Genomic DNA, 15,517 nt, shown 5'->3' on the forward strand with positions numbered 1-15,517 from the left:
CGCAGGGCCCCGGCGCCTGGCCGGTCTGCTCCGTCAAGGCGGGTCTGAGCCAGGGCGGCGCCGCCGCCCAGGTCGACACCTCCTCGTCGAACTCGTCCAACTCGTCGAGCTCCTCGTCCTCCGCGCCGGTCGCCAAGGCGCCGAAGGCCGCCGCCGCGCCGAAGAGCGAGGCGCACAGGAACGCCGCGCCGAAGGCCGACACCCCGGCCGCCAAGGGCCACGGCAACACCCCGGCCCACAAGTCCGAGGCCAAGGCCGCCGCCAAGCCGAGCACCGGTGGCAGCTACACCGTCAAGAGCGGCGACACCCTGAGCGCCATCGCGGCCGCCAAGGGCGTCGACCTCCACACCCTGTACAGCAACAACGCCCAGGTCATCGGCGGCAACGCCGACGTGATCTTCCCGGGCCAGGTCCTCAGCGTCTGAGGCAGCCGACCCTGACCCTCCGGGGTCGCCCAGAGATCCGGCCGGTCCGTGCTCCCCGCACGGAACGGCCGGATCTTCTGCGTGTGCCGACGCCGACGCCGGACTGCGGAACGCGCCGTCACGGCAACGGGGTGAATGACCGGGCGGGCGAGGAGTGCGGGCTGCCGTGCCGGGTAGGCGCAGTCCATGGGACTTCTCCGCGGGCGCAGACGGCACGACCCCGAGCTGCCCCCGGCTGCGGGAGCCGGGGCCGACGAGGCGGTCGAGGCGGTCGAGGCGCTGGCCGGGCTCTCCGTCGAAATGGAGCACCGGCCGCCCGGGCTGACACCCGTCGACCGGCTGGCCTGGTACCGCGCGCACGGCGGACGGCGGGCCGGGGCGCTGGTGTCCGCGCTGGCCGGACTGCTGGCCCGGGGCGGGCTGGCCGCCGCGAAGGGGGCCGGGTACGGCGGCCGGGCCCTCGCGGACCGGCTGCTGGACGCGGCGCCGCGGATCCCGGTCCGCGACCTCGCCACGCTCCGCGCCCAGCACCCGGACGCGGCCGGGCCCGAGGAGCTCGCCTTCCGGCTGGCGCTCGGCGCCTGCCGGGCCTCCGGCGCGGTCGGGGCGAGCGTCGGTGCGGCGGCGATGATGCCGGTTCCGCCCGCGATGCCGCTGGAGATCGCGGCGGAGACGCTGGCGGTGGCCGCCGTCGAGATCAAGCTGATCGCCGAGCTGCACGAGGTGTACGGGCAGCCCGCCGTGGGCACCCGCGCGCAGCGCGCCGCCGCGTACGTCGCCTCCTGGGCGGACCGCCGGGGGATCGACCGGGCGGCGCTGGTCGGTCCGGCCGGTCTGGCGGCCGTGGTGGTGGGAGCGGAGGTGCGGCACAAGGTCCGGCAGCGGCTGACCCGCAGCACACTGCGCCGCGTCCCGTCCCTGACGCCGATGCTGGTCGGCGCCGGGGCGGGGGCGGTGGTCAACCGCCGCGACACCCGCAAGCTGGCCGCGCAGATCCGGTCGGACCTGCGCGGCCGCCCGCCGGCCGACCCGGACTACTGGGCGGCAGCGGCCCCGCCAGGACCCGGGCCGGTGGCGGGGCACGAACCCGGCGGCTGAGCCGTCCGGGTGATCACCCGGTCCCTACCGGCGGTGGCTCTCGGCGACGGCCTGGATCTGCTGCCAGGAGCGGGGCTCGTGCAGTGGTGCCCGCGCTGCGGTGCGGGGGCCGGCCGCCCCGGCGGCGGGCTTGGACGGCGTGAACAGCCAGGTCTGGAAGAGCGGGCCGAGCTTCTTGCCGGAGATCCGCTCCGCCAGGGCCTGGAACTGGGCGATGGTCGCGTTGCCGTAGCGGTACTCGGTGGGCCAGGCCTTGAGGATCTGGAAGAACTTCGCGTCGCCGACGGTGTCGCGCAGCGCCTGGATGGCGAGCGCGCCCCGGTCGTAGACCGCCGCGTCGAACTGGTTGTCCGCGCCCGGATCACCGGGCTTGACCGTCCAGAACGGGTCGGTGGCCGGGTGCGAGGCGTAGACGTAGTCGGCGAGTTCCTGCGCGGTGCCCTCGCCCTCGTGCTCGGACCAGAGCCACTGGGCGTAGCTGGCGAAGCCCTCGTTCAGCCAGATGTCGCTCCAGCGTTCGAGCGAGACGCTGTCGCCGTACCACTGGTGGGCGAGCTCGTGCACGACCACCGAGGTGTTGGAGCCCTTGGCGAAGATCTTCGGGCTGTAGAAGACCCGGGTCTGGGTCTCCAGTGCGTAGCCGGTGGGCACGTTCGGGACGTACCCGCCGACCGAACTGAACGGGTACGGGCCGAAGATGCCGCTCAGCCAGTCGACGAGCTCGCCGGTGCGCTCCACGCTGGCGCGGGCGGCGTCCGCGTTGTCGCCGAGGTCCTTGCTGTAGGCGTTGACCACCGGCAGGCCGGTGGCGGTGGTCCCGGTGGAGATGTCGAACTTGCCGACCGCCAGGGTGGCCAGGTACGTCGCCTGCGGCTTGTTCTCCCGCCAGTTGTACCTGGTCCAGCCGAGCTGCGAGCTCTGCGAGACGAGGACGCCGTTGCTGATCGCCTGGGTGCCGTCCGGCACCAGGACGGAGATGTCGAAGGTGGCCTTGTCGGAGGGGTGGTCGTTGCTCGGGAACCACCACCAGGCGGACTCCGGCTCGTCGGCGGCGACCGCGCCGTCGGGCGTGCGCAGCCAGGCGGTGAAGCCGTAGCGGACCACCTTGGACGGCGTCCCGGAGTACCGGACGACCACCGTGGCCTGCGCGCCCTTGGCGAGCGGTGTGGCTGGGGTGATCTGCAGTTCCTGCACGCCGGTGCTGGTGAAGGCCGCCGGGTGCCCGTTGACCAGGACCTCGCTGACGTCGAGGGCGAAGTCGAGGTCGAAGCGGGAGAGGTCCTGGGTGGCGGTGGCCAGGATGGTCGCGGTGCCGTCGAGCCGGTCGGTGGCGGGCTGGTACTTCAACCGGAGGTCGTAGTGCGAGACGTGGTAACCGCCGTTGCCGTAGGTCGGGTAGTACGGGTCGCCGGCGCCGGGCGCACCCGGGGTCGGGGTCGGCGCTGCGGCCGAGGCGGGGTTCGCGAGCAGCAGCAGTGCTGCGGTGGCGGCAGCGGCGGCGGTCAACCTTGTGCGCACGGGGGTCCTCCGGTGCGGTGGGGAACGGGGTCAGTTGACGGTACGTCGGATGCCTGTCCCGCCGGGGGAGGCTTCACGCCGGGCGTTATGAAATGTTCATGCTAGGAAATCTGAGGCCATGTAAGGAGGGCGAGGCGGTGGCGGCCCTGGCCGGAGCGCGGGGGAGTGTGATGTCCTACCGGCAGGTAGGTCCGGCAGGCAGGCCCGGTGGGTGCGACCGGCCGGGCGCGGAGCACGGAGGCAGGAGAGCCATGGCAGAGCCGTTCATCGCCGCAGTCGCGGGCCGGGTGCCCGACGTCCACCCGACGGCGTTCGTCGCCCCGAACGCGGTGGTGGTCGGATCGGTACGGCTGGCCGAGCGGGCGAGCGTCTGGTACGGCGCCGTGCTGCGCGGCGACGCGGAGACCATCGCGGTGGGCCCGGGCAGCAACATCCAGGACAACTGCACGCTGCACAGCGACCCGGGCTTCCCGTTGGTGGTGGGGGAGCGGGTGACGGTGGGCCACAACGCGGTGCTGCACGGCTGTGTGATCGAGGACGACGTCCTGGTCGGCATGGGCGCGGTGGTGCTGAACGGCGCCCGGGTGGGCACCGGTTCGCTCGTCGCCGCCGGTGCGGTGGTGCCGCAGGGCATGCAGGTGCCGCCCGGCTCGCTGGTGGCCGGCGTGCCGGGCAAGGTCCGGCGGGAGCTGACGGAGGAGGAGCGCGCGGGCATCAAGGCCAACGGCGAGGGGTACCTGATGCTCGCCCGGGCCCACGCGGAGCTCGACGGCTGACCTGCCGCCCCTCCCGGGGCCGTGTCCCCGGCGGGGGCCGGTGCGGCTCGCCGACGGAGGCAGGTACGGGACGCGGGGTGCGGCCCGGCCGAAGTGGGAACCGGGTGCTCCGGACGGGGCGGCTTGTCCAGCCATCTTCACGCCCAAGGTCCTTCTGCTCGTCACACTTTGGCCGCTTCGCAGCTGTTGGCCAGACAACTTCTCTCCCCATCATGTCAGCGGCCCACCTTCGCACCATCCCGCCATGCCCCTCCCCCTCCCATGTGTCGAGAGGCTCCACCATGCCCCTGCACAGCTCCCCCGGGCGCACCCGCGCCGCCGCCCTGACGGCGGTCCTCGCCTGTCTGATCGCCCTGTTCAGCGCCCTCGCCGGGACCCCGGCCGCCCGGGCCGCCCAAGCCGCGGGCGGCGCCTCCGGCCGGACCGCCGCCCCGGCCGGCTCCACCACCAGCGGCAACCTGCTGGTCGACCCGGGCGCCGAATCCGTCGCGATCTGCTCGCCCAACGGCCTGGACGGCATGACCGTCCCGGGCTGGACGATCACCAGCGGCATGCCGAACCTGGTCTGCTACGGCGCCGCCGGCGGCTACCCCGGCACCGGCACCCCCGGTCCGACGGGCCGCGGCACCGCGTTCTTCGCGGGCGGCGCCACCGGTAACTCCGGCCTCTCGCAGAGCATTGACGTCTCCTCGGCGGCGAGCTCGATCGACACCGGCACGGTCGGGTACAACCTCTCCGGCTGGCTGGGCGGCTACGCCGCGCAGAACGACCGGGTGGGCCTGAACGCGACCTTCCTGGGCGCCACCGGCGCCACCCTGGCCACGGCCCAGATCGCCCCGGTGACCAGCACCGACCGCGGCCTGACCACCGAGCTGCTGCAGCGCAGCGCCACCGGCAACCTGCCGGCCGGCACCCGGTCGGTCAAGGTGGACCTGGCCTTCACCTGGACGGCCGGCAGCACCACCGACGGCTACGCCGACAACCTCTCGCTCACCCTGACGACCGCGCTGCCGACCCCGGTGCTGACCGCCCCGGCCTCCTCGGTCCCCGGATACGACCACGTCTTCCTGGTCTACATGGAGAACGAGAACTACGAGAATGTCATCGGCAACACCTCGCAGGCCCCGTACATCAACAGCCTCCTCCCGCAGGCGACTTCGCTGACCAAGTCGTTCGCCACCACCCACCCGAGCGACCCCAACTACGTCGCACTGGCGGGCGGCGGCCTCTACGGCCTGACCGGCAACAGCGTCTCGACCACCACCATCAAGGCCCCGCACCTGGGCGACTCGGTGGACCAGGCGGGCAAGACCTGGAAGGAGTACCTCGACGGCGCGAACGGCAACTGCGACACCACGAGCCACGGTTACTACGCGCCCGACGACGCGCCGTTCTACTACTTCCAGGACATGAAGACCAATGCCGCCTACTGCCAGGCGCACATGCAGCCGCTCAGCCGGATGACCACCGACCTGCAGTCCGCCGCGACCACGCCGAACTTCGCCTGGTTCGCCGCCGACGACTGCAACGACATGGAGGCCTGCGGGATCACCGCCGGTGACAACTGGCTCAAGCAGACCCTGCCCACCATCCTCAACTCCCCGGCCTGGACGACCCAGCGCTCACTGCTGATCGTCACCTGGGACGAGGGGGCCACCAAGGCCTACGGCCCGGGCTACCCCAACCAGGTGCCGACCCTGCTGCTCGGCTCGCAGAACAGCGTGAAGCCCGGCTACCGGTCGGGCCAGCGCACCGACCAGTACGGTCTGCTGCGCACCGTCGACGGCGCGCTCGGCCTCAACCCGCTGACCAACAACGACCGTTACGCGGCCACGGTCAACGACGCCTGGCAGTAGCCGCCGACCGGGAGCCCCGCCGGTACCCGTGACCCGTCGGCACCACCGGCCGGGCACCACCGGCGGGGCCCCGCCCGCTGCGCACCACCGTCGGCCCCGTACGCCGCCCCGCCGGATCCCTCCGGCGGGGCGGCGCCGTTCCCCGGTACCCGCCGGCCGGGCACAGCCGGGCCTTTAGCCGGTCCGGCGATTCTCCCGGCATCCTGTTCAACGCTCCGGGGCCTGAACGGCCGTGAGCGACCTGCCCGTTGCGGGTTCGGGCCGAGGACGGAAGGGGGAAGACGTGACGACCATCCCGAGCAGCACCGACGTGCTGATCGTCGGCGGCGGCCCGGCCGGGACCCTGCTGGCCGTCCTGCTGGCCCGCCGCGGCATCGACGTCCTGGTGGTGGAGAAGCAGTCCACCCTCGAACGCGACGTCCGGAGCGAGACGATCGCCGCCGCCTCGGTGGCCCTGCTGCGCGACCTCGGCTTCGCGCCCGCCCTCCGGCGGCACGGCTTCCTGGAGACCACCGGGATCTCGGTGCGGATGGAGGGCCGGCGGGTCTTCCACGTCGACTACGGCAGGTTCGCGGTCGGGGTGCTGCCGATCGACATCCCGCAGCCCGCGCTGACCGGGATCCTCCACGAGGAGGCCGGGCAACTGCCGGGCTACCACCGCGCCCTGTCGACCACCCTGACCGGGCTGGTCGAACAGGGCGGCGTGATCCGTGGCGGGATCCTGCGGCGCGAGGACGGCGAGCGGGTCGAGGTCCGCGCCCGGCTGGTGGTCGGCGCGGACGGCCGGTTCTCCAAGGTCCGCCAGGAGGCCGGGCTGGCCACCGACGTGCACCCGGTGGAACGGGACCTGCTCTCCTTCGAGCTGCCCCGCCCGGCGGGCTGGGGCAGCGACGCGCAGCTCGTGCTCAACCGGGGACGGCACGTGTTCGTCCTGCCGGCCTTCCCGGACCTGCTGCGGGTCGGCCACACCGTTCCCAGGCACGCCCTGGGGGCGGTGCGCGGCGCCGGACCGGAGGCGTTCAGGGCGGGTGTCGCCGCCGTCGACCCCCGGCTCGCGCCGCTGCTCGGCACGCACCCGCGGACCTGGGACGACACCGCCGTCCTGGAGGTCTTCACCGCCGACGCCCGGGAGTGGTCCCGGGACGGCCTGATCCTGATCGGCGACGCCTCGCACACCAGCACCCCGGTCCTCGGACAGGGCGTCAACCTGGCGATCCAGGACACCGTCCTGCTCGCCCCGGTGATCGCCCGTGGGCTGGCGGCGGGCGGCGGCCCGCTGCCGGAGAGGCTGTTCCGCGACTTCGTCTTCTCCAGGCGCCTGCACAAGCAGGCCGTCGCCCGTTACCAGCAGCTCCAGGAGGAGGCGCTCGCGCAGTACGGCCCGGGGCGGGTGCGGCTGCGCCGGGCGCGCCTGCGGGTCCTGAACGCACTGCCGCTCAAGTACCGGCTGCTCGACCGGGTGGTCAACTTCCGCCACCCGGTCGACCCGGCCGACCTCCGGGCGGACCGGCCCTGCGCGGCGGTGGCCGCTGTACCGGAGTGCGAGGCCCCGCTCGGCCGGCTGCCCGTCCGGAGCCGGCGGTGACGGCGCCGCCGTGCGGCGGCGCGCACACCTGAGGCCGCCGGGGTCAGAGCGGCAGCAGGTCCGGGCGCTTGGCGGCCATGTGGTCGCCGGAGGACTCGCCGCGCAGGCGGCGGCCGACCCAGGGGAGCAGGTGGCTGCGGGCCCATTGGAGGTTCTCGCGCCGGACGTCGGCCGGGGTGGGGGCGGGCCGGGCGGGCCAGGGGGCGTCCGGGTCCTCGTCGACGGTGAGGCCGAGCGCGCGGGCGGCCAGCAGGGCGACCCGCTGGTGGCCCTCGGGGGAGAGGTGCAGCCGGTCGTCGCTCCAGGCGCGGCGGTCGTGCACGGCGCGCAGCGACCAGAGGTCCGCCACCGCGCAGCCGTTCCGGTCGGCGATCGCCCGCAGGTGCCCGTTGTAGGTGGCGATCTTGCCCCGGAGCAGGCCGAGCACCGGCACGCCGCGGGTGTCGAACCCGGTGGCGACCAGTACCGTCCCGGTGTGCTCGCGCAGTTGCAGCACACCGGCCTCGAAGCGCTCCGCGACCTCGTCCGGGTCGCTGCCGGGCCGCAGGATGTCGTTGCCGCCCGCGCAGAACGTCACCAGGTCGGGCCGGATCTCCCGGACCTGGGGGATCTGCTCGGCGACGATCTGGTCGAGCAGGCGCCCCCGGACGGCGAGGTTGGCGTACCGGAAGTCGCCGTCGGGATGCTGCGCGGCCAGCAGGCCTGCCAGGCGGTCGGCCCAGCCCGCGTAGCGGCCGTTCCGGCCGGGGTCGTTGAGGCCCTCGGTGAAGCTGTCGCCGAGGGCGGCGTAGGAACGTGGGGCAGAAGTCTCCGGTGGGTGAGCCATGACGGAAATAGTTCACCTTCTGAAGTGACCTACGCCACCGTAGGTGACCGAGTGCGCAGGGTGATGTTGGCCACGAACCGCCGGGCGGACGGCGGCCCAGGGGCGCGGGTGCACCCCTGGGCCGCCTCGGCGGAGCCGTTACGCGCGTCCCGCGGCCTTCTGGGTCCGGCGGGAGAGCGAGTCGATGACGACGGCGGCCAGCAGGACGGCGCCGGTGACCATGAACTGGATCGCGTTGCTGAGGCCCTCGATGTTCATGCCGGACTGGATCGAGCCGATCACCAGTGCGCCGAGCAGCGCCGACCAGGTCTTGCCGCGTCCGCCGAAGAGGCTGGTGCCGCCGATGACGGCCGCCGCGATGCAGTTCATCAGCAGGTTGCCGCCGCCGGAGGTCTGGCTGGCCGACTGGATCTGCGCCGCCAGGAAGAGGCCGCCGACGGCCGCCATGGTGGACGCGATCATGAAGACCGAGATCCGGATCCAGGAGATGTTGATACCGGCCCGGCGGGCGCCCTCGATGTTGCCGCCGAGGGCGAAGATCTGCCGGCCGTAGCTGGTCCGCCGGAGCACGAAGTCCAGCACCACGATGAAGATCAGGAAGATCAGCAGGGCCAGCGGCAGCCCCTTGTACTGGTTGAGGGTGTACGCGGTGAGGAAGGCGATCACCGCGAGCACGCCGGTGCGCATGGCGATGTCGCTCATCGGCCGGTACGGGACCCCGGCCCGCTGCCGCCGCCGGGCCTCCTGGACGGCGGCGGCGAGGAAGAGCAGGACGCAGGCCAGCGCCAGCCCGTAGGCGGCGGCGGTCTGCCCGTAGATGGTGCTGTAGAGCCGGGAGACGATGTCGTGCCCGGAGAGGTTGACCGTGCCGTTGGCGCCGAGGATCTGCAGCATCAGGCCGTTCCAGGCCAGGTTGCCCGCCAGCGTCACGACGAAGGCGGGGACGCCGACCTTGGCGAAGAACAGGCCCTGGATCAGGCCGACGACCGCGCCGCCGGCCAGCGCGCCCAGCAGGGCGACCCACTGGTTCACCCCGTGGGTGACCTCCAGGACCGCGTAGATCGCCCCGCAGAGTCCGCTGACCGAGCCGACCGAGAGGTCGATCTCGCCGAGCAGCAGTACGAAGACCACGCCGATGGCGATCATGCCGGTGCCGACGATCTGCTGCGACAGGTTCGACAGGTTCTGCGCCGACAGGAAACTGCTGTTCAGACTGCCGAACACGGCCCAGATCACGATCAGGGCCAGTACCACCGGCAGCGAGCCCAGCTCGCCGCTGCCGAGCCGGCGGCGGAACTCCTTGAAGTATCCGGCCACGCCCTCCTGGCGGACGATCAGCCGGGGGTCGACGGCCGGGGTCGCCTGGGCCGCCACCGGGACGGCGGCGTTGACGCCGTCCGTGGACATGAAGTCCTCGGGGAGGTGCCGGTCGTGGTCGCCCGGTCGGGGTGTGCTGCCGTCGTCCGTCACTGGGTGCCCTCCGTACCACGGGCCTTGCGGCGGGTCACGGCGTTGTCCGTGGCGCCGGTGATGGCCGAGATGATCTCTTCTTGCGTGGTGCTCCGCCGGTCGAAGACGCCGTTGTTGCGGCCCAGCCGCAGGATGGCGATCCGGTCCGCCACAGCCATCACGTCGGCCATGTTGTGGCTGATCAGGATCACTCCGAGGCCCTGGTCGCGCAGCCGCTCCACCAGGTCGAGCACCTGGGCGGTCTGCTCGACGCCGAGTGCGGCGGTGGGCTCGTCCAGGATCACCACCTTCGGCGAGCCGATCAGCGACCGGGCGATGGCCACCGTCTGGCGCTGGCCGCCGGAGAGCGAGGCGATCGGGATCCGCACGCTGGGGATCCGGATGGAGAGGGTGTTGAGCAGCGTCCGGGACCGCTTCTCCATCTCGACCTCGTTGAGCACGCCGAACCGCTTGATCTCGCGGCCGAGGAAGAGGTTGCCGACCACGTCGAGGTTGTCGCAGAGCGCGAGGTCCTGGTAGACCGTGGCCACGCCCAACTGCTGGGCGTCCTGCGGGCGGTGGATGGTGACCGCCCGGCCCTCCCACTCGATGACGCCCTCGTCCGGCTGGTTGACCCCGGCGATCGCCTTGACCAGGGTCGACTTCCCGGCGCCGTTGTCGCCCACCAGGGCGACCACCTCGCCCTGGTGGACCTCCAGTTCGATGTCGGTGAGCGCCTGGACGGCGCCGAACCGCTTGGACACCCCGCGCAACGCCAGTACGGGTTCACCCAACATGGAACACCAACTCCCTTGCCCGCTAGCGGTTCTGCCGTCCCCCTGACCTGCTCAGGAGAGTCCGGCCGCGGTGCAGGCGGCGGCGAAGTCGGGCGTGCAGATCTGCGCGACGGTGTAGAGGCCGTCGGCGACCACGGTGGTCTTGACGTTGTCCTTGGTGAGCACGATCGGGGTGATCAGGTCGGACGGCACGGTCTGTCCGCTGCCGCTGGTGGCGGTGGTCGGGGTCACCGAGGGCTCCGGCGCCTTGCCCTGGGCGAAGGCGACCGCCATCGAGCCGGCCGCGTCGGCCTCCGGCTTGTAGGGCTTGTAGATCGACATCGTCTGGGTGCCGGCCAGGATCCGCTGCACACCGTCGAGTTGGGCGTCCTGACCGGTCAGCGGGACGCTGAGGTTGGCGGCCTTGAGGGCGGTCGCGATACCGGCGGCCATACCGTCGTTGGCGGAGTAGACGCCGACCACGTTCGGGGCGCCGAGGGCGGTGATCGCGGCGGCGGCCTCCTGGTTGGCGTTGTTCGGGTCCCAGTTCGGGGTGTCGTACTCCTTGCCGATGGTCAGCTTCCCGTCGATGGCGCTGTGCGCGCCCGCCTTGAACTGGGCGGCGTTCGGGTCGGTCGGCGAACCGTTGATCATGATGATCTTCCCGGTGGACGCCTTGGCGCCGACCGCGGAGACCAGCGCCTGGCCCTGGAGCTGGCCGACCTTGTTGTTGTCGAACGAGACGTAGCTGTCGACCGGCCCCTGGGCCAGCCGGTCGTAGGCGACCACCTTGACGCCCGCGTCGTGCGCCTTCTGGACCGAGGACTGGATGGCCTTGGCGTCCACCGCGTCCAGGATGAGCACCTTGTCGCCCTTGGTGAGGGCGGTGTCCACCTGGGTCTGCTGGGTGGTGGCGTCCTGGTTGGCGTTGTAGTAGTCGATCTGGGCGTTGGGCGCGAGCGCCTTGATCTGCGCCTCGATCAGCGGGCGGTCGAACTGCTCGTACCGGGTGGTCTTGGTCTCCGGGAGCAGCAGGCCGATCTTGACGGTCCCGCCCGCGCTGCCCGAGGAGGACGAGGAGCCGGTGGACTGCTTGGCGCTGCCGCAGGATGCCAGAGCGAGGCTGAGGGAGACTGCGGCGGTCGTGACGATGACGCGACTCAGACGGATGTTCACAAGATTGCCTCTCGGACTCGGGCCGGCCTTCGAGTCCGAGTCTGGGAACAACCGGCGGCCGACGCGATCTGACATGCGCCGAACGGGCACGGGTACGACCCGGATGGCGCAACGCCGAAGGCCCGAGGACGGAGGGGGTCGTCCTCGGGCCCGGCCGGGCGGGCTGCCCGGCGGTGCTGCGGCCGTACTGGGTCAGCGGTGCGACTGGAACTGCACGACCTGCTGGTAGGTCGGGCGGTTCTGCCAGCTGATCTTGGCGTCGGTCACCCCGCCGAGCGGGCGCTGGATGATGGTGTCGGCGCACCACTGGTCACCGGCCGCGCAGTCGCTGTCGCCCGGGTAGACCTGGGCCGGGGTCTGGGCGAGTGCGCTGGTGAGGGTGCCGAGCAGCGTCGTCCGGCAGGCCGCCAGGCTGCCGCCGCCGCAGAACGGCTGGGCGAGCGGGCCGGCCACCTGGTCGCCGAGGACGGACCGCAGGTCCTTGTTGAGGTAGCTCCACCAGCCGTACTGGAAGGCCGAACCCTTGTGCGGGATCGACTCGTTGGCGCTGGTGCTGCCGCTGGTCGCGCCGGTCTGGCCGCCGGACGGCGACTCGTTGATCTGCAGCGCCCCGGTGAGGGCGGTGTAGAGCGGGTCGCCGAGGCCCGGGTGGAAGACCCCGTCGGCGAGCAGCGGCCACCAGGCGTCCAGCAGCCGGATGGCGTCCGCGTCCGCGTAGGTGTGGCTGCCGGGCGAGGTCTCCTTGCGCTGGTCGCCGTCGGCCCGCCAGTTCTCCAGCTTCTGGACGGCGGTCGCGAGCGCGGGGTCGGTCACCGGTGCACTGCGGATCACCCGCAGCAGCTCCGGCAGGACGTCCTCGGCCCGCAGGTCGGTGAGCGCGGCGCTCTCCATCGCCTGGACGAGCGAGGTGCGGGTGACCTTGCCGCCGTTTGCGAGCAGGGCCTTCACCCGGTCGTCGAGCAGGTTGGCCCGGTGGACGGAGCCCATGCCGAAGCCGGTGGTCGCGTAGTCGGTGGCCTGCTTGTTGTTCCAGGAGACGTAGTAGTCCTGGTCGACGGACTGCGGGTGCTGGGCGGGCGGTGTGTACTGCGCGGTGTTGGTGGCGGGGTCGAACCCCTGCCACTCGTACGCGGCCGCGGCCTGTACCGGGAGCCCCGGGTCGACGCCGGGGGCGCGGACGGGGTTGCTGCCGGAGTTGTAGTACGCGGTGTGCGAGGAGTCGGCGTAGAACCAGTTGAAGGTGTAGTTGATGTTCTGTGCGGCCTGCTGGAAGCTCGCCGGGTCGTGCACCGCGCCCGGGTCGTTGAGCATCTGGAAGCCGATGATCGAGTCGGCCTCGTGGCGGTAGGTGGAGCGCAGCGAGGTGAACGCGACGGGCTTCCCGCCGACCGTGCCGCGGGCCGTCACCAGCCCGTAGTTCGAGCGGTACATCACCAGCGTGTAGGAGCCCGCCGGGGTGGAGTCGGCGGTGGTGGGGCTCCAGGAGTCCTGCCGGGCCAGCCGCTCCAGCGGAGTGCACTGGCCGTGCCAGAGGTAGGACTCGGCGGCGAGGGTGACGGGTGAGCCGTCCGTGGTGCAGAGCGGGACGGCGTAGGTGTCGGTGATGTCCTGCCCGGCGGAGGTCGCGCTCCAGGCGTAGTCCTGGCCGCGGCCCAGCTGGACGTAGAAGCTCAGACCGGCGAAGGCCGCGCCGCGGGCGCTGATGCCCGGGCCCTGGAGCTCCTCCAGCATCAGCAGCTGCGGGGCGAAGTACCCCGTCTGCGGGCCGAAGACGGCGACGGGATGCCCGTCGTCGGTGTGACTGCCGGAGACCACCAGCGCGTTGGACATGCCGTGCTTGGCGGTGAGCAGGTTGCCGGGGAACACGCCGGGCGCCTTGCTGGTGGCCTGCTTGGCGGAGCCGGTGGCGTCGTAGATCAGCTGCTCGGGGACCACCGAGCCCGGGTCCGGCATCGCGGCGCCCTGCGGGTCGTCCGGCACCTGCGCGTACGGGAACTGCTGGCCGTCGTGCAGGGTCTGTACGGCCTCCGGGTCCTCGGCCTCGCGCAGCGACTTCCAGACCGCGTCGCCGGCGGCGGTGCCGTACCGTGCCTCGGCCGCCGACTTGACCTGGGCGGAGGCGAGTTCGCCGCCGCCGCCGGAGCCGAACAGCGCGCCGACCACGGAGGCCAGCGCCACCAGGTCGGTGAGCTTGAAGGGGGCGATCCCGCCGGCGTTGGTGATCGCGTTGATCTGGCCGGTGAGGTCGTACTCGCCGGGGAAGTAGCGGCCGTTGTACGACTGGGTGATGTACTGGTTGATCCCGTCCAGGTACGCCTGGGCGTCGGTCAGCGCCTGTCTGGCCCGGGGGCCCTCGTTCGAGATCGCGTCGATCTGGGACTGCAGCTCGGCCTCGGTGTACGGGGCCGCCTGCCAGAAGCTCTGCTCCAGCTGCCGGTTGGCGGCGGCGCCGCCGGCGAAGCCGGAGAGCTCGCCGCGGCCGACGTGCCGGAACAGGTCCATCACCCAGAGCCGGTCCTGTGCGGCCGCGTAGCCCGCGCCGTACTCGGTGCCGTAGCGGGTGGTGCCGGTGATGTGCGGGACGCCGGTCGCCTTGTCCCGGACGATCGTGACGTCGGGGCGTGGCGAGCTGGTGCTCGCCACCTGGTCGGCGGGCACCCCGAAGGAGGAGTCGTTGAAGAAACCGGTGATCTGACCATCCGTCAGGGACGGGTAGGCGGAGGCCAGTCCGGCGTACGGTCCGAGCTGGTCGTCGGTGTGCGCCGGGCGGGTGCCGAAGACCTTGTTGCCGAGGATGTCGGCGAGAGTGGCGTTGCCGTTCTCGCCGGGCGGCAGGATGTCGGCGCAGTGGCCGCCGCAGTAGTCGTTGGCGGCGGCCCGGCCGGTGGCGGAGGCCGGCAGGGCCGCGAGGGCGGTGGTGGCGAGGAGGGCCGCCGCGAGTGCGGCGGCCTGGAGCCTGAGTGCGTGGATGCGTCGGTGCATGCCAGCTCCTCCGTTGAGGCTACGGGGAGTTGACGCTAGGGCGGTTACTGGCCGGTTGGCTAGTGGCGTGCATGCCATTCTTTGTCCCGGCCCCGCTCCGCGGCGGCGGGTCAGCCGGGACCGGCCCCGTCCAGGCCCCAGCCCGACAGGTCGAGCGCGCTGCGGAAGCGCTGCGCCACGCCCGTCACCGGGTCGGTGAAATCGAGCCTCCTGGCCAGCAGTTGCAGCGGACGGGAGAAGTCGTCCGGCGCCGGGTCCGGCAGCACCAGCGGGTACAGCGGGTCGGCCAGGATCGGGACGCCCAGACTGCTCATGTGCAGCCGGAGCTGGTGGGTGCGCCCGGTCAGCGGCGTCAGCCGGTAGCGGGCGACCGGCCCCCGACGCTCCACCAGCTCCACCCGGCTCTCGCTGTTGGGCTCGCCCCCGACCTCCCGCGCGGCCAGCTCGCCGCGCTCCTTGACGATCCGGCTGCGCACCGTGCAGGGCAATACGAGCCCGGCCCGGTACGGCGCGAGCGCCTCGTACTCCTTGCGGACCAGGCGCTCCTGGAACAGCGACTGGTACGCGCCGCGCAGCTCCGGCCGCAGCACGAACATCGCCAGCCCCGCGGTGAGCCGGTCGAGCCGGTGCGCCGGGCTGAGCTGCGGCAGGCCCAGCTCGTGCCGCAGCCGGGCGAGCGCGGTCTCGGCGACGTGCCGGCCCCGGGGGGTCATCGCGAGGAAGTGCGGCTTGTCGACGACCAGGATCCGATCGTCGCGGTGCACCACGGTGAGCGGGAACGGCACCCGGACCTCGTCCGGCAGCTCGCGGTGGAACCAGACGTACCCGCCCGGCGTGAACGGCGCGTCCGGCTCCAACGGCCCGTCCGCCCCGAACACGGCCCGCTCGGCCAGCATCGCGTCGACCACGGCGGACGGCACCGGCAGCCGCTCGACCAGGTGGTCGCGCAGCGTCGCCCAACCGCCCTCGGCGGGCAGCCGCAGCCGTACGGGGTCGACGCCGTGGCGCTGGGGCAGGGGGGCGGGCGGCACCACGGGTCTGCGTCTCATT

The 15,517-nt window shown here is 72.5% G+C and carries 12 protein-coding genes; 5 read left to right on the plus strand and 7 right to left on the minus strand.

Annotation, left to right across the window (positions count from 1 at the left end; genetic code table 11):
• Positions 1-425 (plus strand): LysM peptidoglycan-binding domain-containing protein (locus tag ABD330_RS29090; RefSeq protein WP_344469103.1); only part of this gene is annotated, 425 nt, incomplete at its 5' end.
• 186 nt (positions 426-611) lie between these two features.
• Positions 612-1,523, plus strand: coding sequence for a hypothetical protein (locus ABD330_RS29095; protein ID WP_344469105.1), 912 nt, complete (start codon positions 612-614; stop codon positions 1,521-1,523).
• 24 nt (positions 1,524-1,547) lie between these two features.
• On the opposite strand, the gene ABD330_RS29100 is transcribed toward ABD330_RS29095, so the two are convergent.
• Positions 1,548-3,041: a M1 family metallopeptidase gene (locus tag ABD330_RS29100; protein WP_344469108.1), complete on the minus strand. Its 1,494-nt coding sequence runs from the start codon at positions 3,039-3,041 to the stop codon at positions 1,548-1,550.
• A 251-nt stretch (positions 3,042-3,292) separates the two neighbouring features.
• On the opposite strand from ABD330_RS29100, the gene ABD330_RS29105 reads away from it, so the two are divergent.
• The 3 genes from ABD330_RS29105 (at position 3,293) to ABD330_RS29115 (ending at position 7,258) form a co-directional block, all read left to right on the plus strand.
• The gene (locus tag ABD330_RS29105) at positions 3,293-3,817 is read left to right on the plus strand and encodes a gamma carbonic anhydrase family protein (RefSeq protein WP_344469110.1); all 525 of its coding nucleotides are present in this window, start codon (positions 3,293-3,295) and stop codon (positions 3,815-3,817) included.
• 281 nt (positions 3,818-4,098) lie between these two features.
• The gene (locus ABD330_RS29110) at positions 4,099-5,673 is read left to right on the plus strand and encodes an alkaline phosphatase family protein (RefSeq protein ID WP_344469112.1); all 1,575 of its coding nucleotides are present in this window, start codon (positions 4,099-4,101) and stop codon (positions 5,671-5,673) included.
• A 283-nt stretch (positions 5,674-5,956) separates the two neighbouring features.
• On the plus strand, positions 5,957-7,258 hold the full coding sequence (locus ABD330_RS29115) for an FAD-dependent monooxygenase (RefSeq protein WP_344469114.1): 1,302 nt from the start codon (positions 5,957-5,959) through the stop codon (positions 7,256-7,258).
• A 43-nt stretch (positions 7,259-7,301) separates the two neighbouring features.
• Here ABD330_RS29115 and ABD330_RS29120 read toward each other — a convergent pair whose 3' ends face one another.
• The 6 genes from ABD330_RS29120 to ABD330_RS29145 form a co-directional block, all read right to left on the minus strand.
• Positions 7,302-8,084, minus strand: a complete 783-nt coding sequence (locus ABD330_RS29120; RefSeq protein ID WP_344469116.1) for an SGNH/GDSL hydrolase family protein — start codon at positions 8,082-8,084, stop codon at positions 7,302-7,304.
• Between the two features lie 138 nt (positions 8,085-8,222).
• Positions 8,223-9,491 carry a sugar ABC transporter permease gene (locus ABD330_RS29125; protein ID WP_344469149.1) on the minus strand — a complete coding sequence of 423 codons (1,269 nt, stop codon included), beginning with the start codon at positions 9,489-9,491 and terminating at the stop codon, positions 8,223-8,225.
• A 59-nt stretch (positions 9,492-9,550) separates the two neighbouring features.
• Complete coding sequence (locus ABD330_RS29130) at positions 9,551-10,330, minus strand: ATP-binding cassette domain-containing protein (RefSeq protein WP_344469118.1); 780 nt, start codon at positions 10,328-10,330, stop codon at positions 9,551-9,553.
• Positions 10,331-10,381: 51 nt separating this feature from the next.
• A complete protein-coding gene (locus ABD330_RS29135; RefSeq protein ID WP_344469120.1) occupies positions 10,382-11,485 on the minus strand; it encodes a sugar ABC transporter substrate-binding protein in 1,104 nt (367 codons plus the stop codon).
• A 192-nt stretch (positions 11,486-11,677) separates the two neighbouring features.
• Complete coding sequence (locus tag ABD330_RS29140; protein WP_344469122.1) at positions 11,678-14,467, minus strand: penicillin acylase family protein; 2,790 nt, start codon at positions 14,465-14,467, stop codon at positions 11,678-11,680.
• 110 nt (positions 14,468-14,577) lie between these two features.
• On the minus strand, positions 14,578-15,516 hold the full coding sequence (locus ABD330_RS29145; RefSeq protein ID WP_344469124.1) for a pseudouridine synthase: 939 nt from the start codon (positions 15,514-15,516) through the stop codon (positions 14,578-14,580).
• Between the last annotated feature and the right edge of the window lies 1 nt (position 15,517).

The sequence above is a fragment of the Kitasatospora kazusensis genome (assembly GCF_039529945.1).
GTDB lineage: Bacteria > Actinomycetota > Actinomycetes > Streptomycetales > Streptomycetaceae > Kitasatospora > Kitasatospora kazusensis.

Excerpts from the sequence above, each read along its gene's own strand:
- ABD330_RS29120 (WP_344469116.1), bottom strand. The coding sequence starts at position 8,084 with ATGGCTCACCCACCGGAGACTTCTGCCCCACGTTCCTACGCCGCCCTC.
- ABD330_RS29105 (WP_344469110.1), top strand. The coding sequence starts at position 3,293 with ATGGCAGAGCCGTTCATCGCCGCAGTCGCGGGCCGGGTGCCCGACGTC.
- ABD330_RS29145 (WP_344469124.1), bottom strand. The coding sequence starts at position 15,516 with ATGAGACGCAGACCCGTGGTGCCGCCCGCCCCCCTGCCCCAGCGCCAC.
- ABD330_RS29110 (WP_344469112.1), top strand. The coding sequence starts at position 4,099 with ATGCCCCTGCACAGCTCCCCCGGGCGCACCCGCGCCGCCGCCCTGACG.
- ABD330_RS29140 (WP_344469122.1), bottom strand. The coding sequence starts at position 14,467 with ATGCACCGACGCATCCACGCACTCAGGCTCCAGGCCGCCGCACTCGCG.
- ABD330_RS29125 (WP_344469149.1), bottom strand. The coding sequence starts at position 9,491 with ATGTCCACGGACGGCGTCAACGCCGCCGTCCCGGTGGCGGCCCAGGCG.
- ABD330_RS29130 (WP_344469118.1), bottom strand. The coding sequence starts at position 10,330 with ATGTTGGGTGAACCCGTACTGGCGTTGCGCGGGGTGTCCAAGCGGTTC.
- ABD330_RS29095 (WP_344469105.1), top strand. The coding sequence starts at position 612 with ATGGGACTTCTCCGCGGGCGCAGACGGCACGACCCCGAGCTGCCCCCG.